Raw genomic sequence first — 17,129 nt, 5'->3', positions numbered from 1 at the left:
AAGGGAGAATGTGATTATGCGCATGTATGATCTGATCATGAAAAAAAGAAACGGAGGCACACTTTCACGGGACGAGATTTTTTTTATGATTGAGGGTTACACAAAAGGGAATATCCCGGATTATCAGATGTCAGCCATGATGATGGCAATCTATTTTAACGGCATGAATGAAAAGGAGACAGCCGCACTTACCATGGCTATGGCAGAGAGCGGGGATCAGCTTGATCTGTCAGGCATTCAGGGAATCAAGGTAGATAAACACAGTACAGGTGGCGTGGGAGATAAGACGTCCCTTGCCCTGACACCTATGGTCAGTGCCTGTGGTGTTAAGATTGCCAAGATGAGCGGAAGAGGACTTGGACATACCGGCGGCACCATTGACAAGCTGGAGAGCTTCCAGGGATTTTCTACTTCCTTAAGTGAAGAAGCATTTATCGACCAGGTGAACAGGATCGGAATTTCCATTATCGGACAGACAAAGAATCTGGCACCGGCCGACAAGAAGCTGTATGCCCTGCGGGATGTAACGGCCACAGTAGATAATATGTCACTGATCGCATCCTCTATTATGAGTAAAAAGCTGGCAGCCGGAGCAGATGCCATTGTCCTTGATGTGAAGACGGGAAGCGGTGCTTTTATGAAGGAAGAAGCAGATGCCATGCTGCTTGCCGGTGAGATGATGACGATTGGGAAAAATGCCGGAAGAAAAATGATGGCTGTGATCTCTGATATGGATCAGCCACTTGGAAATGCTGTAGGAAATGCCCTTGAGGTAAAGGAAGCGATCGAAACACTGAAGGGACATGGACCTGCGGATTTCACAGAGCTTTGCATGACACTTGGAAGCTGTATGCTTATGGTGGCAGAGATCGCAGAGAATGAGCAGCAGGCAAGAGAGATGCTGAAGGAGGCAGTCGACAGCGGAAAGGCACTTGATAAGCTGGCAGAGCTTGTGGAGGCACAGGGAGGCGATAAGAGGATGGTGTATGAAACTGATCTTTTGCCAAAGGCATCCAGTATTACACCACTTCTTTCTGAGAAGGACGGATATGTAGAAAAGATTCAGTGTGATGAGGTAGGGATCTGCTCTCTGATCCTTGGTGGCGGCAGGGAGACCAAAGAGAGTGCGATCGATCTTTCTGTAGGAATTGTCCTTACAAAGAAGGTGGGAAGTCATGTAAAGGCAGGAGAACCACTGGCCTATATTCATTCCAATGAGGAAGCAAAACGTCTTGCCTGTGAGGAACGGCTGCGGAAGGCATTTCATATTGGAGACAAAGTGAAAAAAGAAGGTGCGATCATACATCAGATCCTGAAGTAGTTCTGCCAGCTCTTTTTCTGTCATATAGTATAGCATGATGAAAAAAGAAAAAAAGAATCACAGAATGCAGATCCGGGAAAAAAGGGAGCTGGTGGTGGAGTCTTTAAAGCTTCCAAAGGATTCTCTCCTTGGGGCATCCATCATAACAGTGACCGGAGAAAATGATATTTTCGTGGAAAATTATAAAGGGATACTGCAGTATTCTGATGATCTGATCCTGCTGCAGGGAAAAAACAGAAAGATAGAACTGAAAGGAAAGAAGCTTACGATTTCCTACTATACTAATGAGGATATGAAGATCAGGGGAATGATCGAAACCATCAGTTTCCTGTAAGAGAGCCAAATTTAAGTTGTGAGGTATGGAATGCTGCAGTTGATTCGTTTCCTGAAGGGATATGTGAGGATCCGTCTTAGTGGGTATTCTCCGGAGCGGTTTATCAATTTATGTGGGAATCATAACATTCTGCTGTGGGATATACAGAACCACGGAAGCTTTTATACGATGTCAGTCAGCCTGAAGGCATTCTGGCAGCTGAAAAAGATCACAAGAAAGACAGGAACAAGGGTAGTCATAACGAAACGTTGTGGACTGCCCTTTCTTATGGTAAAGGTTCAGAAACGAAAAATTTTTCTGGCTGGCATTGTCTTAAGCCTGCTTTTCTGGATCCTTATGTCAGGCTATGTATGGAATATCCGGGTCACAGGAAATCATTATGTAACAGAAGAGGTTCTTATGGATTTTCTGTCTGAAAACAATATTAAAACCGGAATGAAAAAAAAGCAGCTTGCCATGGAAGATGTGGAAAAGAAGATCAGGAATGAGTTTCCGGTTGTCACATGGACGTCTGCAAGAATGGACGGAACCAGTCTTGTGATCCAGATCAGAGAAAATGAAAAACTCCCGGAAATAAAAGAAGGGGAGGAAGGCACACCCGATGAGGGCTATGATCTGGTGGCTGACAGGGATGGTACGATCGTAGGCATGATCACAAGAAGTGGCAACCCTGTTGTTAAGGAAGGGGATATGGTACAGAAGGGAGATATTCTGGTAGAAGGATGTGTTCCGATCATGAATGAGAACGGAGAAGTAAGGAGATATGAATACTGCAGGGCTGATGCAGACGTTAGGCTGTCTTTTTCTTTTGACAGGGAATGGAAGTTCCCGGAAAAATATGAGTACAGGACATATACAGGAAGAGAGAAAAAAGGACTGTGGATGCTTGTAGGAAAAAGGGATTTTCATCTGGGTCTCCCGGGGAAAGCATACCGGGAAGGGGATTGTATCATGGAGACAGAGCAGATGCGGCTGTTTGGAAATTTTCTGATTCCCTTTTACCTGATTTCTGAAAAAAACAGGGAGTATGTTACAGAGGAAAGAATTTATGAACAGGCAGAGATCCGGAAGCAAATGGAGCATAAAATTCAGAAATTTGTAGAAACTTTAGAGGAAAAAGGGGTACAAAATATAAAAAAAGATGTTACAATAAAGAAATATAAGGGGATTTATGCCCTTATAGTGGAATTTGAAGTAACGGCACCATGCTCCGGGCTGCAGAAGACAGAGATCCGCATGACCGGAGAGGTGCAGGGAGAATAAATGGAAACAGGCGTGAGAGAAGTACAGGTGTCGGCCGGACATATCCAGAATCTGTTCGGACAGTTTGATAGAAATGTAAAGAAACTGGAGAGACAGTTTGACGTTTCGATTACCGACAGAAATGGGAAGATCATCATAAGCGGAGCAGACCGGAATGCTGAAATGGCGAAGAATGTACTGGAAGAGCTGAATGCTCTGTCAGAGAGAGGAAACAACATCGAAGACCAGAATGTTGATTATGCGATTGCCATGTGTATGGAAGAAAATAAAAGCGATGTATTACTTGAAATAGATAAAGACTGTATCTGCCATACGGTTTCCGGTAAACCTGTAAAACCGAAAACGCTTGGACAGAAGCAGTATGTGGACAGCATACGTAAGAATATGCTAGTGTTCGGACTTGGACCTGCAGGAACCGGTAAAACCTATCTTGCCATGGCTATGGCAATCACAGCCTTCAAGAATCAGGAGGTAGAGAGGATCATCCTGACAAGGCCGGCAATCGAGGCAGGAGAAAAGCTTGGATTTCTGCCGGGAGACCTGCAGAGTAAGGTAGATCCCTATCTTCGGCCTCTGTACGATGCCCTGTATCAGATCATGGGAGCAGAGTCCTTTATGAAAAATATGGAAAAGGGTTTGATCGAGGTTGCGCCCCTTGCCTATATGAGAGGAAGAACACTGGATAATGCCTATATCATCCTTGACGAAGCCCAGAATACAACACCAGCACAGATGAAGATGTTCCTGACGAGAATCGGTTTCGGTTCCAAGGTGATTATCACAGGAGATGCATCACAGAAGGATCTTGCACCGTCTTCTGTTTCCGGACTGGATATTGCGGTACGTGTACTAAAAGGAATTGATGATATTGCATTCTGTAATATGACAAGCAAGGATGTGGTAAGACATCCACTTGTACAAAAGATCGTTAAAGCTTACGAAGTATATGAAGCAAAGGAAAAAGACAGTGCAAAAAGCAGAGCGGGAAACAGAAGCAGAAAATCAGGTTATGGCAAAAGAAAAGATAATTGACAGTATCAGGAAGCTGCTGTTGTTTTTCCTCACTGTGCTTTCTGCAGCATTTGCAGCTTATCTTTATCAGAAAACAGTATATGAAATTGCAGAAACAGTTGTTTTCACGTCAATTGCAGCAGGCGGAATGCTGTTTCAGATGGCAGAGAAGGAACATACGGAAAATACCGGCCGGTTTTTTTTGTTATATCTGCTCTTTCTGATATTAAGTGTGTTTTTTCCACTGATCCCTGAAGGGGGATATCCTTATCTGGCCATTTTCACTGGACTGATGCTTTTTTCGGATCGGATGACTGCCATGAGCGCTGGAAGCACACTGCTGCTTATCAGTGTTCTGCTTTGCAGTGACGGAGATGCGGTACTGTTTATCATGTACTTTGTGATCGGCATGGTGGGAGTTTATCTTTTCTACGGACTGGATGAAAGCTTTCAGGTTGGAAGGCCGCTGCTTTGTTCATTACTGCTGCAGTTTGTATGTCTGAGTGTATGGGAGATCCTGCTGGCAAATGATGGCTTTTCCATGGAAATGCTGATCGTACCGGCATTTAATACGCTGGTCAGCCTGATTCTTATGGTAATTCTGCTGAAGCTGTTTAGTTTTTCAATCATATATCGCACCAGAGATGCTTATATGGATGTGAATGACCCGGAATGCCCGCTCCTTGTCAGACTGAAGGAGCAGTCCAGAGAGGAATATTTTCATGCGATCCATACGGCATATCTGTGTGAACGGATCGCATCAAAACTCTACATGAATGCAGCCGCAGCCAAAGCAGGGGGATATTATCACAAGATAGGGGTACTGCAGAATGATAATTCCTATGAAGCCGTGGAAGGTATTCTGGCGGAATATCATATGCCTGGACAGGCACTGCAGATACTGAAGGAATATCTGCAGCCAGATATACCAATACGTTCTAGGGAAACAGTAGTACTTCTGTTTGCAGATACCATGATATCGTCAATCAGCTATCTCTTCAAAAAAAACAAAGAGGCAGTACTTGATTATGACAAGCTGGTTGAGGCAGTTTTTCAGAAAAAGTTAAGCAGTGGTATCCTGAACCAGAGTGAGATCTCTATTGGAGATCTGGAACAGATGAAAAAAATATTAGCAGGAGAACAGCTATACTATGACTTCTTACGTTGAAAATGAAACTGAGATGACATTTCCTTTTGACTGCAGGGAAATTCTGGAAAGTGTTATGGAGGAGGTTCTTACAAGTGAGAACTGCCCCTATGAAGCACAGGTCAATCTGCTGATCACAGATAATGATGGAATACAGGAATATAACAGACAGTTCAGGGACAAGGATATGCCGACGGATGTTCTGTCGTTTCCCATGATCCCCTTCAGGACGGAGGCTGATTTTTCTGTTGCAGAAGAGGCAGAGGCAGATTATTTTGATCCTGACAGTGGGGAGCTTATCCTTGGAGATATCATTATTTCTGCAGAGCGGGTATTTCAGCAGGCAGAGAGCTTTGGCCACTCACCCAAAAGAGAATTTGCTTTTCTTACAGCTCACAGCCTGCTTCACCTGTGCGGGTATGATCATATGGTGCCGGAAGAGGCGGCAGTTATGGAAAAGAAGCAGGAAGCTGTGCTTGAAAAACTGGGAATAACAAGAGATATTTGATAAATAAGGAGTACTTATGAGCAGAAAGGGAAAAGAGGCAAAGGGGAGAAGAAAGGAAAGCTACTGGACAGTTCTGATCTTTACCTGCATTGCCAGTCTGATCCTCCGGGTTCCCCTGATTTATATGACAGGGGAAAAAGGAGTTGCGTTTGGCAGCTTTGCCATAGAATTATATGTAGCAGCGGGCTGCTTCTTTACGTATGGTTTTTCATCAGCAACAGCTTCACTTGTCAGGTACCGTGTCAGACGAGAACAGTATGGAAACGCCGCCAGAGTCCTGAAGAATGCATTGATTGCCGGGACTTTTGCAGGTATTCTGTGCAGTGCGCTTCTGACCTTATCAGGACCGGAATTTGCAAAAAATGTACTGCACCAGCCGGTTGCAGGTATGTGCATCAGTATCATGGCACCGGCGATTGTGTTTGAGATCATGACAGGAGTATGGAAGGGGTATTTTGAAGGAAATGGATCGCATATTCCTTCTTCTCATTCCATCGTCATAAAATCAGTAGTTATGATCACTGCGTCCCTGATCAGTACAGGGATCCTTTACAGATATGGGCAGAAGGTATCTGCACTTCTGCAGGACAGCATTTATGCAGCTGCATATGGTGCGATTGGTATCAGCATCGGTATTCTGATCTCTTCCGTTGTAGGTTTCCTGCACATATTATTCGTATTTCTGATTTACCGTAAGAGCAGTGGCAGGAAGGAGCAGCTGAAAAATCAGGACAGAGGGCAGCACATTTTTCGTATGCTGATGGGCACAGCACTGCCATTTATGATATATGCCCTTCTGGGAAGAGGGATTCTTTTGCTGGATGGTATCCTTTTTATCAGACAGAAAGAGGGCACGGCTGATACTGTTCTTTTATGGGGAAATTATTATGGAAAGTGTCTGCCGGTGCTGGGGATCATGATTCTTTTCTGTATTCTTTTTCATGAAGGGTATATCAGAAGGATTATCTATTTTATGGACAGAGAAGAATTCCGTATGGCCAGGGAAAGAATGGCAGAGTTTATGCAGCACATCATCTTGATTTCATTTCCGGTGGCTGTATTTACAGCGGTGTTTTCTGAAAATCTGCTGAATCTGTTTTTTAAGGGAAACAATGCATCACTGGCACAGGCGGTAGCGACAGGAAGTATCCTGATCCCGTTATTTGCTATAAGCTATGCATGTGCGGAATTACTGGTCAGAATGAGAAAAATGCGATATGTACTCAGTCTGGAGGGGATTGCAGCGATCACTCACGGTATCCTGATGATTGTTTTGCTGCAGAGTATGGGAGATTCCCTGTTTGGTATTCTGATCGCACAGATTGTACCACTTGCAGTTTTTACTGTGCTGTCTTTTATACTGGTGCTCAGGGGTATCCAGTACAGGATAGATTATATGAGAAGACTGGCTTTTCCGGCAGCAACGGCTGCAGCAGCCGGGCTGGTATGTCTGGCATTCAACAAGCTGCTTAGTTCTTTTGCAGGAAGTACGGTATCCATGATCATTTGCATTCCTGTAGGGATTGTGATCTATATTATATTACTTCTTATATTAAAAGCAATAAGTGAGGATGAGATCCAAAAGCTTCCTCTTGCGGGAATGATTCTGTTTATTGGAAAACTGACAAGGCTCCTGTAGTATAGAATCGGATATTTTGGCTGATACTGTTTATAAAAAGGAATAGTAAAAGGTGAATTGCTATGAAATTTGTAAAACGTATCAGCCTGTTTTTTATCTATCCGGCTGTCATGTTTACGATAGGTGCCTTTTCCGGGGGGATGGCAGAGCGTTTTTTTTATCCTGGAGAAGGAACAACTGTAAAGGAAAAGCAGAAAGAAACAGAAGAAGAATCAGAAGATACTGTGATAGAAACAGGATATCAGAAGACACCGGTTCTGACAGCTGATACAGACTATATCGTTATGACCTATGATGCTTTTACTGGGGAAATGTCAGAAAAGGAAGAAAATGCGCCGCAGAAATATGTAGGACTGACCAGGGAAGAGCTGCAGCAGGAACTGGAGCTTTATGAAAAGAGTCCTTCTCTGACGGATCAGGAAGAAGGTCTGTCCGGTGTTGAACTGTTATCCTTTTCCGGAGACCGAGTCGTTGTACGGAAGAATTATGAAAAAGCTGAAGAAGGATATTATCTTGTTTGTGAAGACCACAAGGTGGTTGTGTACGACAGAAGTCTGACGCATATGTATCTCAATACAGGGATCCTTCTTGAAAATCTGCCATGGGAGCTTCAGAATGAGATCATTCATATGAAGTTGATCAGGACAGAGAGTGAATTGTATCACTTCCTGGAATCTTATTCGAGCTGATGGGAATGGAGAAAAGATGAAAATTGCAATTATAGGCGGCGGAGCGTGCGGAATGATGGCAGCGATAGCTGCCACAGAGCAGAAAGCAAGTGTGACTGTCTTTGAAAAGAATAATAAAGCTGGTAAGAAGATTTTAGCGACCGGTAATGGAAAATGTAACTTCAGTAATCTTGATTTTCATATGGGAATGTATTACTGTAAGGATAAATCAAAACTGGAAAACTTCTTTCATGAATTTTCCTGTCAGGATATGATCAGATTCCTTGAGGAGAACGGGATCCTGATCAGAGAAAGGAATGGTTATCTTTATCCTTATACAGAACAGGCAGCAACGATCAGGGATGTGCTTGAGAGAAACCTTGAAAAACATCATGTAAGAGTTCTGTGTGAGACAGAGATAACAGAGGCCTGTTTTCATCAGAAGAAACAGCAGTTTCTTGTCAGATATGAAAAGAAGGAAGAGGCTTTTGACAGACTGATCCTTGCCTGCGGAAGTCCTGCATCCTTGAAAAAGGGAATGGATTTTTATGGCTATCGTCTGGCTAAAGGCTTCGGGCACCATCTAAATCCAGTAGTCCCGGCACTTGTACAGCTTCGGTGCAGCGATCCTTTTCTGAAGGAAGCAGCAGGGGTCCGGACAAAAGCACGCATCACATTATTGGCAGATGGCAGGAGGCTGGCAGAAGAAGAAGGAGAATTGCAGCTTACTGATTATGGGATTTCCGGGATTCCGGTGTTCCAGTTCAGCAGGGTAGCAGGATATGCTCTTCTTGAAAAAAGAAAAGTGACAGCGGAGATAAATCTTCTGCCGGAATTTACAGAGGAAGCCTTTGAAGAAATGGTCATTGACCGTTATGAAAAGCTGAATGGATATAAAATTTCTGATTTTGTGCTTGGACTTACAAACAGTAAGCTGAATGGAGCCATACTGCATCTGCAGGGATTAAAAAAGGAGCTGGAAATAAAGGAGATCGGGCTCTCCGGAACCAGAAAGCTGATGTCCTGCTACAGGAAGCTTACCGTACATATTGAACAGTCAAATGGTACAGAACATGCACAGGTCTGTGCAGGTGGTATTCCGCTGGAGGAAGTGTCGGAACATCTGGAGTCCCTGAAACAGAAGGGGCTGTATCTTGCCGGAGAGCTTTTGGACGTGGATGGGAAGTGCGGAGGCTATAATCTACAGTTCGCCTGGACAAGCGGTGTCATAGCTGGAAGAAATGCAGCCAGAAGGCAATGATCTGAAAAGACCGTTACAGGGAATGTTGATACGAAAACTTTAGTTAGAAAATACAATAAGGAACTAGAAATGCTCAGAATCAGTCAATTAAAACTGCCGATCACCCATACAAAAGAAGAACTGGAACAGAAGATCCGGAAGGTGCTGCGGCTTTCAAAAACACCGTCCTATACAATCTTACGCAGGTCTGTAGATGCCAGGAAAAAGCCGGAGCTGTTTTTTCAGTACAGTATAGATGTAGAAGCAGAAAAGGAAGATCAGGTTTATAAACGTTGTGACAGGAAACAGGTCATGCAGATGGAAAGATCAGAATATCATTTCCCAGTACAGGGTTATCAGGGGAAAGAGAGACCGGTTATCATTGGTGCAGGACCTGCAGGACTGTTCTGCTGTTATATGCTGGCGGAAGCCGGTTTTAAGCCTGTTCTGTTAGAACGGGGAAAATCAGTAGAGGAACGTACCTGTGATGTCCGGAAGTTCTGGGAGACGGGAGTTCTTGATACGGAGTCCAATGTACAGTTTGGAGAAGGCGGTGCAGGGACCTTTTCAGATGGCAAGCTGAATACCCTGGTAAAGGATAAATCAGGACGGAATCGTAAGGTACTTTCCATCTTTGTCAGGGAAGGGGCACCGGAAGAAATATTATATGATTATAAACCCCATATCGGAACGGATGTATTATATCATGTTATTCAGAATATGCGGAAAACCATCCTTGAAAATGGGGGTGAGATCCGCTTTCAGTCCAAAGTGACGGATCTGCTGATAGAGAATGGGATGATCACCGGTGTTGAGATCAATAACCATGAGACACTGAAAGCTTCTTATGTGGTACTGGCGCCCGGACACAGTGCAAGGGATACCTTTGCAGCACTGCAGAAAAAGAAGGTGCCCATGGAGCCAAAGCCCTTTGCAGTAGGATTCCGGGTAGAGCATCCACAGAAGCTGATCAATCATGCCCAGTATGGAATGGATGAAAATGAGATCCTTGGCAGTGCACCCTATAAGCTGACAGCATCCGTGGGTGGAAGAGGGGTATATTCCTTCTGTATGTGTCCTGGAGGCTATGTGGTAAATGCTTCTTCGGAAGAGGGACATCTGGCTGTGAATGGGATGAGCTATTATAAACGGGACAGTAAAAATGCCAACAGTGCTGTGATTATTACTATTGATCCTTCTGATTATGGAGATGGGACAGACCCGTTGTCAGGTGTGGCTTTTCAGCGGGAACTGGAAAGAAGGGCATATCTTGCAGGGAACGGAAGAGTGCCGGTAGAGCGTCTTGGCACGTTCAGGGAAGCCGTTCTGCCGGGAGAAGCTGACGAAAAAACTGATGTGTCAGGGACAGATGCATCACAGCCCTTTGACAGAAAGGGAAAATGCGCAGAGCATGTTCCACCAGATTTTTCTCCATGTATCAAAGGAGCGTGGGCATTTGGAAAGGTACATGATATACTTCCAAAGGAGCTTTCCAGGGATTTTGTCCGTGGCATGGAGGATTTTTCAAGAGTGATTCCGGGATTTTCAGACAGCAGTGTCCTGATCGAAGGGGTGGAAAGCAGAACCTCATCTCCGGTCAGGATCCTTCGGGATGAACGTCTGGAATCTGATATCAGAGGATTATTCCCGTGTGGAGAGGGTGCCGGTTATGCCGGTGGTATTACTTCTGCCGCTATGGATGGAATAAAGGTTGCTGAAGAAATTGCAGGGAGGATTGCCTATGGAGAACAAAAGCAGGATGCACAAACAGGGTATCAGAAGTAAGTATCTTGGATATCGGGATGCTCTGGGGGCGGAGGTACGGCTCCAGAAGAGTATGCAGATCTGGGAGAACATCAGAAAACAGCCGGAGTTTCAGGAGGCTGAGAATGTACTTGTCTATATGGATTACCGCAGTGAGGTGATGACGACCGGACTGGTTGAGGAGATGTTTCTGTCGGAAGCGCCAAAGCATGTTTTCGCACCTGTGGTAGAGGGAATGACAATTTCTTTTTATGAAATCAGATCCCTGTCTGACCTTCATTCAGGCTATCAGGATATCCGGGAACCACAGGAGGATAAGGGAAAACTGTTCACAGAGGAAATAGCAGGGCAGAAGACACTTGTGCTGGTACCTGGCTCTGTATTTGACAGATCCGGAAACAGGATGGGTTATGGAAAGGGATTCTATGACAGATTCCTTAAGGCTTTTCCCTCTGTAAAAAGTGCGGGACTCGCCTTTGATGTACAGATCGCACCGGTTACAATACCCTGTGAGGAACAGGACAGAAGGGTGGATATGGTGATCACGGAATCTGAAGTGATCAGACATATCTGAGAGAAAGGGGAAGTATATGACAGCTTTACAGGAAACAGGGCAGAAAGCCGTGCAGGCAAAATATGAGGTACAGAAGCTTTCTGAAAAGGAGAAGAACCGGGCACTGCTTACGATAGCAGAAGCCCTTGTGACAGAGACAGACAGGATCCTTGCGGCTAATGAAAAGGATCTTGCAAGAGCAGAAGAAAAGGGAATGAAGGCAGGACTGATCGATCGTCTCAGACTGACAGAAGAGAGAATAAAAGGAATGGCAGAAGGGATCGAAAAGGTAACACAGCTGCCGGATCCTGTAGGAGAGCTGCTGGAAACCATTCACAGACCCAATGGTCTTGTAATCGAAAAGAGAAGAGTGCCGCTGGGAGTTGTCGGGATCATCTATGAATCCAGACCAAATGTGACGGCAGATGCTTTTTCACTTTGCTTTAAAAGCGGCAATGCCGTAATATTAAAGGGTGGAAGTGATGCTCTTTATTCCAATAAGGCGATCGTTTCCGTGATCCGTGAAGGACTTGAGAAAAGCGGTGTGACAGAAGATGCAATTTCCTTTATTGATGCCACAGACCGGGCGGTGACCATGGAATTTATGAAAATGAAGGAATATGTGGATGTCCTGATCCCGAGAGGTGGAGCCGGACTGATCCGCAGTGTGGTGGAAAACAGTACCATACCGGTTATCGAAACAGGTACCGGGAACTGTCATATTTATATTGATGAGGATGCAGACCTTGCAAAGGCTATTCCCATTATCATCAATGCCAAGACCCAGCGCCTTGGCGTATGTAATGCCTGTGAATCTCTGGTAGTCCATGAAAAGATCAGGGAAAAGCTGCTTCCAGATCTGGCAAAAGCACTTTCTGAAAAGAGTGTGGAGATCCGGGGAGATGAGAAAATCGGTGAAGTGATCAATTGTGTACCGGCCACAGAAGAGGACTACGGAACAGAATATCTGGATGCCATTATCTCTATGAAGACGGTAAAGAATGTAGACGAGGCTATTGCTCATATCAATAAATATAATACGAAGCATTCTGAGGCGATCATTACAGAAAACAGGGAGCATGCAGAGAAATTCCTGAATGAAGTGGATGCAGCCTGTGTTTATGTAAATGCCTCTACCAGGTTTACTGATGGATTTGAATTTGGCTTTGGTGCTGAGATCGGGATCAGTACCCAGAAGCTCCATGCAAGAGGCCCTATGGGACTTAGAGAGCTGACCAGCTATAAATACAGAATTACCGGTAACGGTCAGATCAGACCGTAATAGAACAGGGACGCAGACAGGTCAGACCTTCTGCGTCCCTGTATTCTATTGTGCCTTTACTTCTTTCCAGTAATCGTTATAAAGAGCATCACCCTCTTCACCAAGATACTGGAAGGTTTCCAGATTCTGGTAATCAGAGAAATCTGGGAATGCGATGGAGGAGTTTTTGATATCCTCATCCTCGATCAACTCACGGGCAGCCATGTTGGGGGTAGAATAGGTGATGTATTTAAAATTCATCAGGGCAATATCCTCCCGGCACATGAAGTTGATAAAGGCCTCTGCGTTTTCCTTATTGGATGCGTTCTTCGGGATCACCCAGCTGTCGATCCAGACATTGGTGCCTTCCTTCGGGATCACATATTCAAGATCAGGATTTTCTCTCTGCGTATAGATAGCTTCCCCGGAATAGATCACACCGATAGCAGCTTCATTGCCGATCATTTTATCTCTGACCTGGTCGATGACATAGGCCTGCACAAGGGGCTTCTGGGTGATCAGAGAATCTCTGGCAGCAGCAAGCTGGCTTTCATCCAGGGTATTCATGGAATAGCCGTTCAGCTTCAGGGCTACCATGAAGGCATCTCTGACAGAATCCTGCATCAGAATGCTGTCTGCGTATTTTTCATCCCAGAGAATGGACCAGCTGTCTACCGGCTCATCCACCATGGTCTTGTTATACAGGATGCCAACAGTTCCAAAGCAGTATGGAACGGAATATTTATTTTCCGGGTCAAATTCCCTGGATTGTTCAAAGTACTGGTCACCGATATTTTTCACATTGGGGATATTGTCAAAATTGATCTCGGCAAGAAGATCATTCTGGATCATCTTCTGGATCATATAATCGGATGGGCAGATCACATCATAGGCAGTGGCACCGGCCTCAACCTTGGGATACATGATCTCATTGGTCTCAAATTCATCATAAACCACATGGATTCCGGTTTCTTCCTCAAACATGGTCAGAGTATCAGGATCGATATATTCTCCCCAGTTGTAGACAACAACTTCACCGTTTTCACTTTTTGCAGCGCCGCAGCCTGTCAGCAGCAGGGAAAAGGTAAAGGAAAGGCAAATGGCAGCAAGTAATTTCTTTTTCATTGTTGTAGTATCTCCTTCATCATAAATAAAATATATCTTAGGCTTTCTGCTTTTTGTCAGCAGGCGCTTTATTGATCAGTAAGAGCAGGATCAGTACCGTTATAAAGATCAGTGTGGAAAGGGCATACATTTCCGGCTTGATCCCTTTTTTGACTTCGGTATAGATCTTGGTGGAAAGGGTATCCACACCGGCACCCTTGGTAAAGTGGGTGATGATAAAATCATCCAGTGACATGGTAAATGCCATCAGGAAGCCGGATAGGACACCGGGCAGGATATCCGGCAGTACCACTTTGAAAAAGCTGTATACAGGCCCTGCACCAAGATCCAGGGCAGCCTCGAAGGTACTGGTATTAAACTGCTTCATCCTCGGCATGACACTTAGGATTACATACGGGATGCAGAAGGTAATATGGCTTAACAGGATCGTTCCATAGCCAAACTTAAGTCCTAGACTTAAAAAGAGCAGCATCAGGGAAATACCGGTTACGATATCCGCATTCAGCATGGGGATATTAGTGATCCCCATCCAGATGGCTCTGGATTTCTTTTTCATATTGATAATGGCAATGCAGGCAATGGTTCCGATGACGGTAGCTGTCAGGGAAGCAATGAGAGCAATGGTAAGTGTATTGAGCAGGGCGTTCATAATGGCATCATTCCGGAACAGGGAAACATACCATCTGGTAGTAAAGCCGCCCCATTTTGCCCTTGTCCTGCTGGCGTTAAAGGACAGAACGATCAGTGTGACAATGGGCGCATATAAAAAGAGAAAGATCAGAAACACATAAAACTTTTTAGCAGCCGTTTTGATCATAATACAGAGCCCTCCCCCTCTTTATCGAAGATTGCAGAAACGATCATGTTCAGCAGGATAAACAGCATCAGGACGATGGAAAGTCCACTTCCAAGATGCCAGTTGCTGGCCTGTGTAAATTCCTGTTCTACGACATTGCCGATCAGAAGAACCTTACTTCCCCCAAGGAGATTACTGATCACGAAGGTTGTCAGTGCAGGGATAAATACCATGGTAATACCACTGATGATGCCAGGGAGTGTCAGGGGAAGCATTACCTTGAAAAATACCTGGACCGGACTGGCACCAAGATCCCTGGCGGCATTGATCACGTTTTCATCAATCTTTGCAAGGGCATTATAAATCGGCAGTACCATAAAAGGCAGGAAATTATATACCATGCCAAGGACGATGGCCTGCGGCGTATTGATGATATTTAAAGCCGGCAGATGCAGGAAAGAAAGGATACTGTTGATCACGCCGGTCTTTTCGAGCAGTGTCTGCCAGGCAAGGGTACGCAGCAGGAAATTCATCCACATGGGAAGGATGAAGATAAATACGATCACGCTGTGCTGACCGCCTTTCCTGCTGCACAGGATCATGGCAAGCGGGTAAGAGAGCAGCAGACAGATCACAGTTGCGATCAGGGACAGAAGGAGCGAGAGCCATAATGCCTTGCTGTGTTCCCTTGTTGTGACTGCTATGATATTTTCCAAGGTAAAGGCACCACTTTTATCTGTCAGACCGTAATAAAACACCATGCATAAAGGAATGATGATGAACAGCACGGACCAGAAAAAGTAGGGGGTACCGGGCAGTTTTTTGCGAAAGTTATTCATCGATCTTTACAGCCTCCTCATCTTCAGATGCAGGCTTGTGCATGATCTGGATATTAAAAGGATCCACATCAATACCAACCTGTGTGCCTACAGGATACATACCGGTAGAATGGACAAGCCATTCATAGCCATCAGGGGTGGTGACCTCCATTTCATAGTGGACACCCTTGAAGATCAGATGGGTTACGATACCGGTCAGTCTTCCGTCTGCAGGAGAAGAGAGGATGACATCCTCAGGGCGGATCACAACGTCAACGGGACGGTTTGTCCCAAAGCCGGTATCCACACAGGGAAACCTTGCAGAAAGGATCTCTACCAGCTTATCCTCGATCATGATGCCGCCGATGATATTACTATCGCCGATAAAGTCAGCAACAAAAGCATTCTCAGGCTCGTTATAGATCTTTTCAGGAGAACCGATCTGCTGGATATAGCCCTGATTCATGACCACGATCGTATCAGACATGGTGAGCGCTTCTTCCTGATCATGTGTGACATAGATGAAGGTAATGCCAAGCTCATTTTTCAGACGGATCAGCTCATACTGCATATCCTGTCTGAGCTTTAAGTCAAGGGCACCAAGGGGTTCATCCAGAAGAAGAACCTTGGGTTCGTTGACAATAGCTCTTGCGATAGCGATACGCTGCTGCTGGCCGCCGCTTAAGGAATCAGGCATACGGTTGCCGTAGCCTTCCAGATTCACTAATTTCAGGGCATAGGCGATCTTGTCGTTAATATAGGACTTTGATTTATTCTTGATTTTCAGACCAAAGGCGATATTTTCAGCAATGGTCATATGGGTAAAAAGGGCATACTTCTGGAATACGGTGTTTAACTGCCGTTTGTTTGGCGGAAGCTTTGTGATATCCTGATCATCAAAGATCACATGACCACGATCAGGTGTTTCAAAACCGCCCAGGATACGCAGGGTAGTGGTCTTGCCGCATCCGCTTGGCCCAAGGAGAGTCAGAAATTCATTTTCACGGATATAGAGATTTAAATCGTCCAGGATCATCTGGCCGTCAAAGGATTTGGTAATATGCTGCAGATCGATTAATTTCTTGTTCATTACGGTTCTCCTTGTTGGATTTATGGTTTAAAAACTGGGGGGTGTACTGACCCAGATCAGTGTTGCACCGGTTTTTTCACTGGCTCTGATGTAGTGTGTGGTATTAGCAGTAAAGTAAAAGGATTCTCCTTTTCTTACACGGATGATACGGTTTCCGAGGATCAGACAGATGCTGCCGGACAGTACGTAACCGAATTCTTCTCCCTCATGAGGGTTGTCCGGGTAAGTAGAGCCTCCTTTTTCCAGTGTAATACGGATCGGCTCCATCATATTTTTCTGTGCATTCGGGATGATCCATTCAATCCGGTTACCGAGAGCTTCATCTGTTTTTTCAAAATAATCGGTTTCCTTAAAGCTGATCTGGTCATCATCAGAGTCATTAAAAAAGTGCTTCAGGTCAGTGCCAAGACACTGCAGGATATCGATCAGTGTGGCAATGGAGGGAGAAGTTAAGTCCCGCTCCAGCTGGGAAATGAAGCCTTTTGACAGCTCACAGCGGTCAGCAAGCTCCTCCTGTGTGAGATTTTTCTGGATACGAAGATCTTTTATTCTTTTTCCAATTTCCATAAATACTCCAGTCTGCCAGCAAAA

16 protein-coding genes and 1 pseudogene are annotated in these 17,129 nt (G+C 44.9%); 12 read left to right on the top strand and 5 right to left on the bottom strand.

The window, feature by feature from the left end:
- Positions 1-16 precede the first annotated feature (16 nt).
- The 12 genes from OCV77_RS02975 to OCV77_RS02920 all read left to right on the top strand — a co-directional run bounded on the left by OCV77_RS02975 (position 17) and on the right by OCV77_RS02920 (position 12,730).
- The gene (locus tag OCV77_RS02975) at positions 17-1,321 is read left to right on the top strand and encodes a pyrimidine-nucleoside phosphorylase (protein ID WP_262573220.1); all 1,305 of its coding nucleotides are present in this window, start codon (positions 17-19) and stop codon (positions 1,319-1,321) included.
- Between the two features lie 64 nt (positions 1,322-1,385).
- Positions 1,386-1,655, top strand: a complete 270-nt coding sequence (locus OCV77_RS02970) for a YabP/YqfC family sporulation protein (RefSeq protein WP_262573218.1) — start codon at positions 1,386-1,388, stop codon at positions 1,653-1,655.
- A gap of 30 nt (positions 1,656-1,685) precedes the next feature.
- Entirely contained in the window at positions 1,686-2,918 is a 1,233-nt protein-coding gene (locus tag OCV77_RS02965; protein WP_262573217.1) for a sporulation protein YqfD, read from the top strand.
- Entirely contained in the window at positions 2,919-3,950 is a 1,032-nt protein-coding gene (locus OCV77_RS02960; protein ID WP_262573215.1) for a PhoH family protein, read from the top strand.
- Positions 3,886-5,097 carry a hypothetical protein gene (locus OCV77_RS02955; RefSeq protein WP_262573213.1) on the top strand — a complete coding sequence of 404 codons (1,212 nt, stop codon included), beginning with the start codon at positions 3,886-3,888 and terminating at the stop codon, positions 5,095-5,097. Before OCV77_RS02960 ends, OCV77_RS02955 begins: the two co-directional genes overlap by 65 nt.
- Positions 5,081-5,584 carry an rRNA maturation RNase YbeY gene (gene ybeY, locus OCV77_RS02950; protein WP_262573212.1) on the top strand — a complete coding sequence of 168 codons (504 nt, stop codon included), beginning with the start codon at positions 5,081-5,083 and terminating at the stop codon, positions 5,582-5,584. Before OCV77_RS02955 ends, ybeY begins: the two co-directional genes overlap by 17 nt.
- Positions 5,585-5,600: 16 nt before the next feature.
- On the top strand, positions 5,601-7,223 hold the full coding sequence (locus OCV77_RS02945; protein WP_262573210.1) for an MATE family efflux transporter: 1,623 nt from the start codon (positions 5,601-5,603) through the stop codon (positions 7,221-7,223).
- A 62-nt stretch (positions 7,224-7,285) separates the two neighbouring features.
- The gene (locus OCV77_RS02940) at positions 7,286-7,912 is read left to right on the top strand and encodes a hypothetical protein (RefSeq protein ID WP_118796897.1); all 627 of its coding nucleotides are present in this window, start codon (positions 7,286-7,288) and stop codon (positions 7,910-7,912) included.
- 16 nt (positions 7,913-7,928) lie between these two features.
- Entirely contained in the window at positions 7,929-9,152 is a 1,224-nt protein-coding gene (locus OCV77_RS02935; RefSeq protein WP_262573206.1) for an aminoacetone oxidase family FAD-binding enzyme, read from the top strand.
- Between the two features lie 69 nt (positions 9,153-9,221).
- The gene (locus tag OCV77_RS02930; RefSeq protein ID WP_262573203.1) at positions 9,222-10,916 is read left to right on the top strand and encodes an NAD(P)/FAD-dependent oxidoreductase; all 1,695 of its coding nucleotides are present in this window, start codon (positions 9,222-9,224) and stop codon (positions 10,914-10,916) included.
- Positions 10,873-11,469, top strand: a complete 597-nt coding sequence (locus OCV77_RS02925) for a 5-formyltetrahydrofolate cyclo-ligase (protein WP_262573202.1) — start codon at positions 10,873-10,875, stop codon at positions 11,467-11,469. The genes OCV77_RS02930 and OCV77_RS02925 overlap by 44 nt, the downstream gene beginning before the upstream one ends.
- Positions 11,470-11,485: 16 nt before the next feature.
- Positions 11,486-12,730: a glutamate-5-semialdehyde dehydrogenase gene (locus OCV77_RS02920; protein WP_118796901.1), complete on the top strand. Its 1,245-nt coding sequence runs from the start codon at positions 11,486-11,488 to the stop codon at positions 12,728-12,730.
- A 45-nt stretch (positions 12,731-12,775) separates the two neighbouring features.
- Here the strand turns inward: OCV77_RS02920 and OCV77_RS02915 are convergent, their stop codons facing one another.
- From OCV77_RS02915 to OCV77_RS02895, 5 genes and pseudogenes are all read right to left on the bottom strand, one after another.
- A complete protein-coding gene (locus OCV77_RS02915) occupies positions 12,776-13,834 on the bottom strand; it encodes an ABC transporter substrate-binding protein (protein ID WP_262573199.1) in 1,059 nt (352 codons plus the stop codon).
- Positions 13,835-13,885: 51 nt separating this feature from the next.
- A pseudogene (locus tag OCV77_RS02910) lies at positions 13,886-14,651 on the bottom strand (ABC transporter permease); the annotation flags it as partial.
- Positions 14,648-15,469 (bottom strand): ABC transporter permease, encoded by an 822-nt coding sequence (locus tag OCV77_RS02905; RefSeq protein WP_262573197.1) that lies wholly within the window; start codon positions 15,467-15,469, stop codon positions 14,648-14,650. The gene OCV77_RS02905 and the pseudogene OCV77_RS02910, both read right to left, overlap by 4 nt.
- Positions 15,462-16,538 (bottom strand): ABC transporter ATP-binding protein, encoded by a 1,077-nt coding sequence (locus tag OCV77_RS02900; protein WP_262573196.1) that lies wholly within the window; start codon positions 16,536-16,538, stop codon positions 15,462-15,464. Before OCV77_RS02900 ends, OCV77_RS02905 begins: the two co-directional genes overlap by 8 nt.
- A gap of 27 nt (positions 16,539-16,565) precedes the next feature.
- Positions 16,566-17,105, bottom strand: a complete 540-nt coding sequence (locus OCV77_RS02895; protein ID WP_262573195.1) for a helix-turn-helix domain-containing protein — start codon at positions 17,103-17,105, stop codon at positions 16,566-16,568.
- Positions 17,106-17,129: the final 24 nt, after the last annotated feature.

Origin of the sequence: Suilimivivens aceti (assembly GCF_025567405.1) — a bacterium.
GTDB lineage: Bacteria > Bacillota > Clostridia > Lachnospirales > Lachnospiraceae > Suilimivivens > Suilimivivens aceti.
The sequence above is the reverse complement of the archived record's forward strand: the minus strand, read 5'-3'. Positions and strand labels throughout refer to the sequence as shown.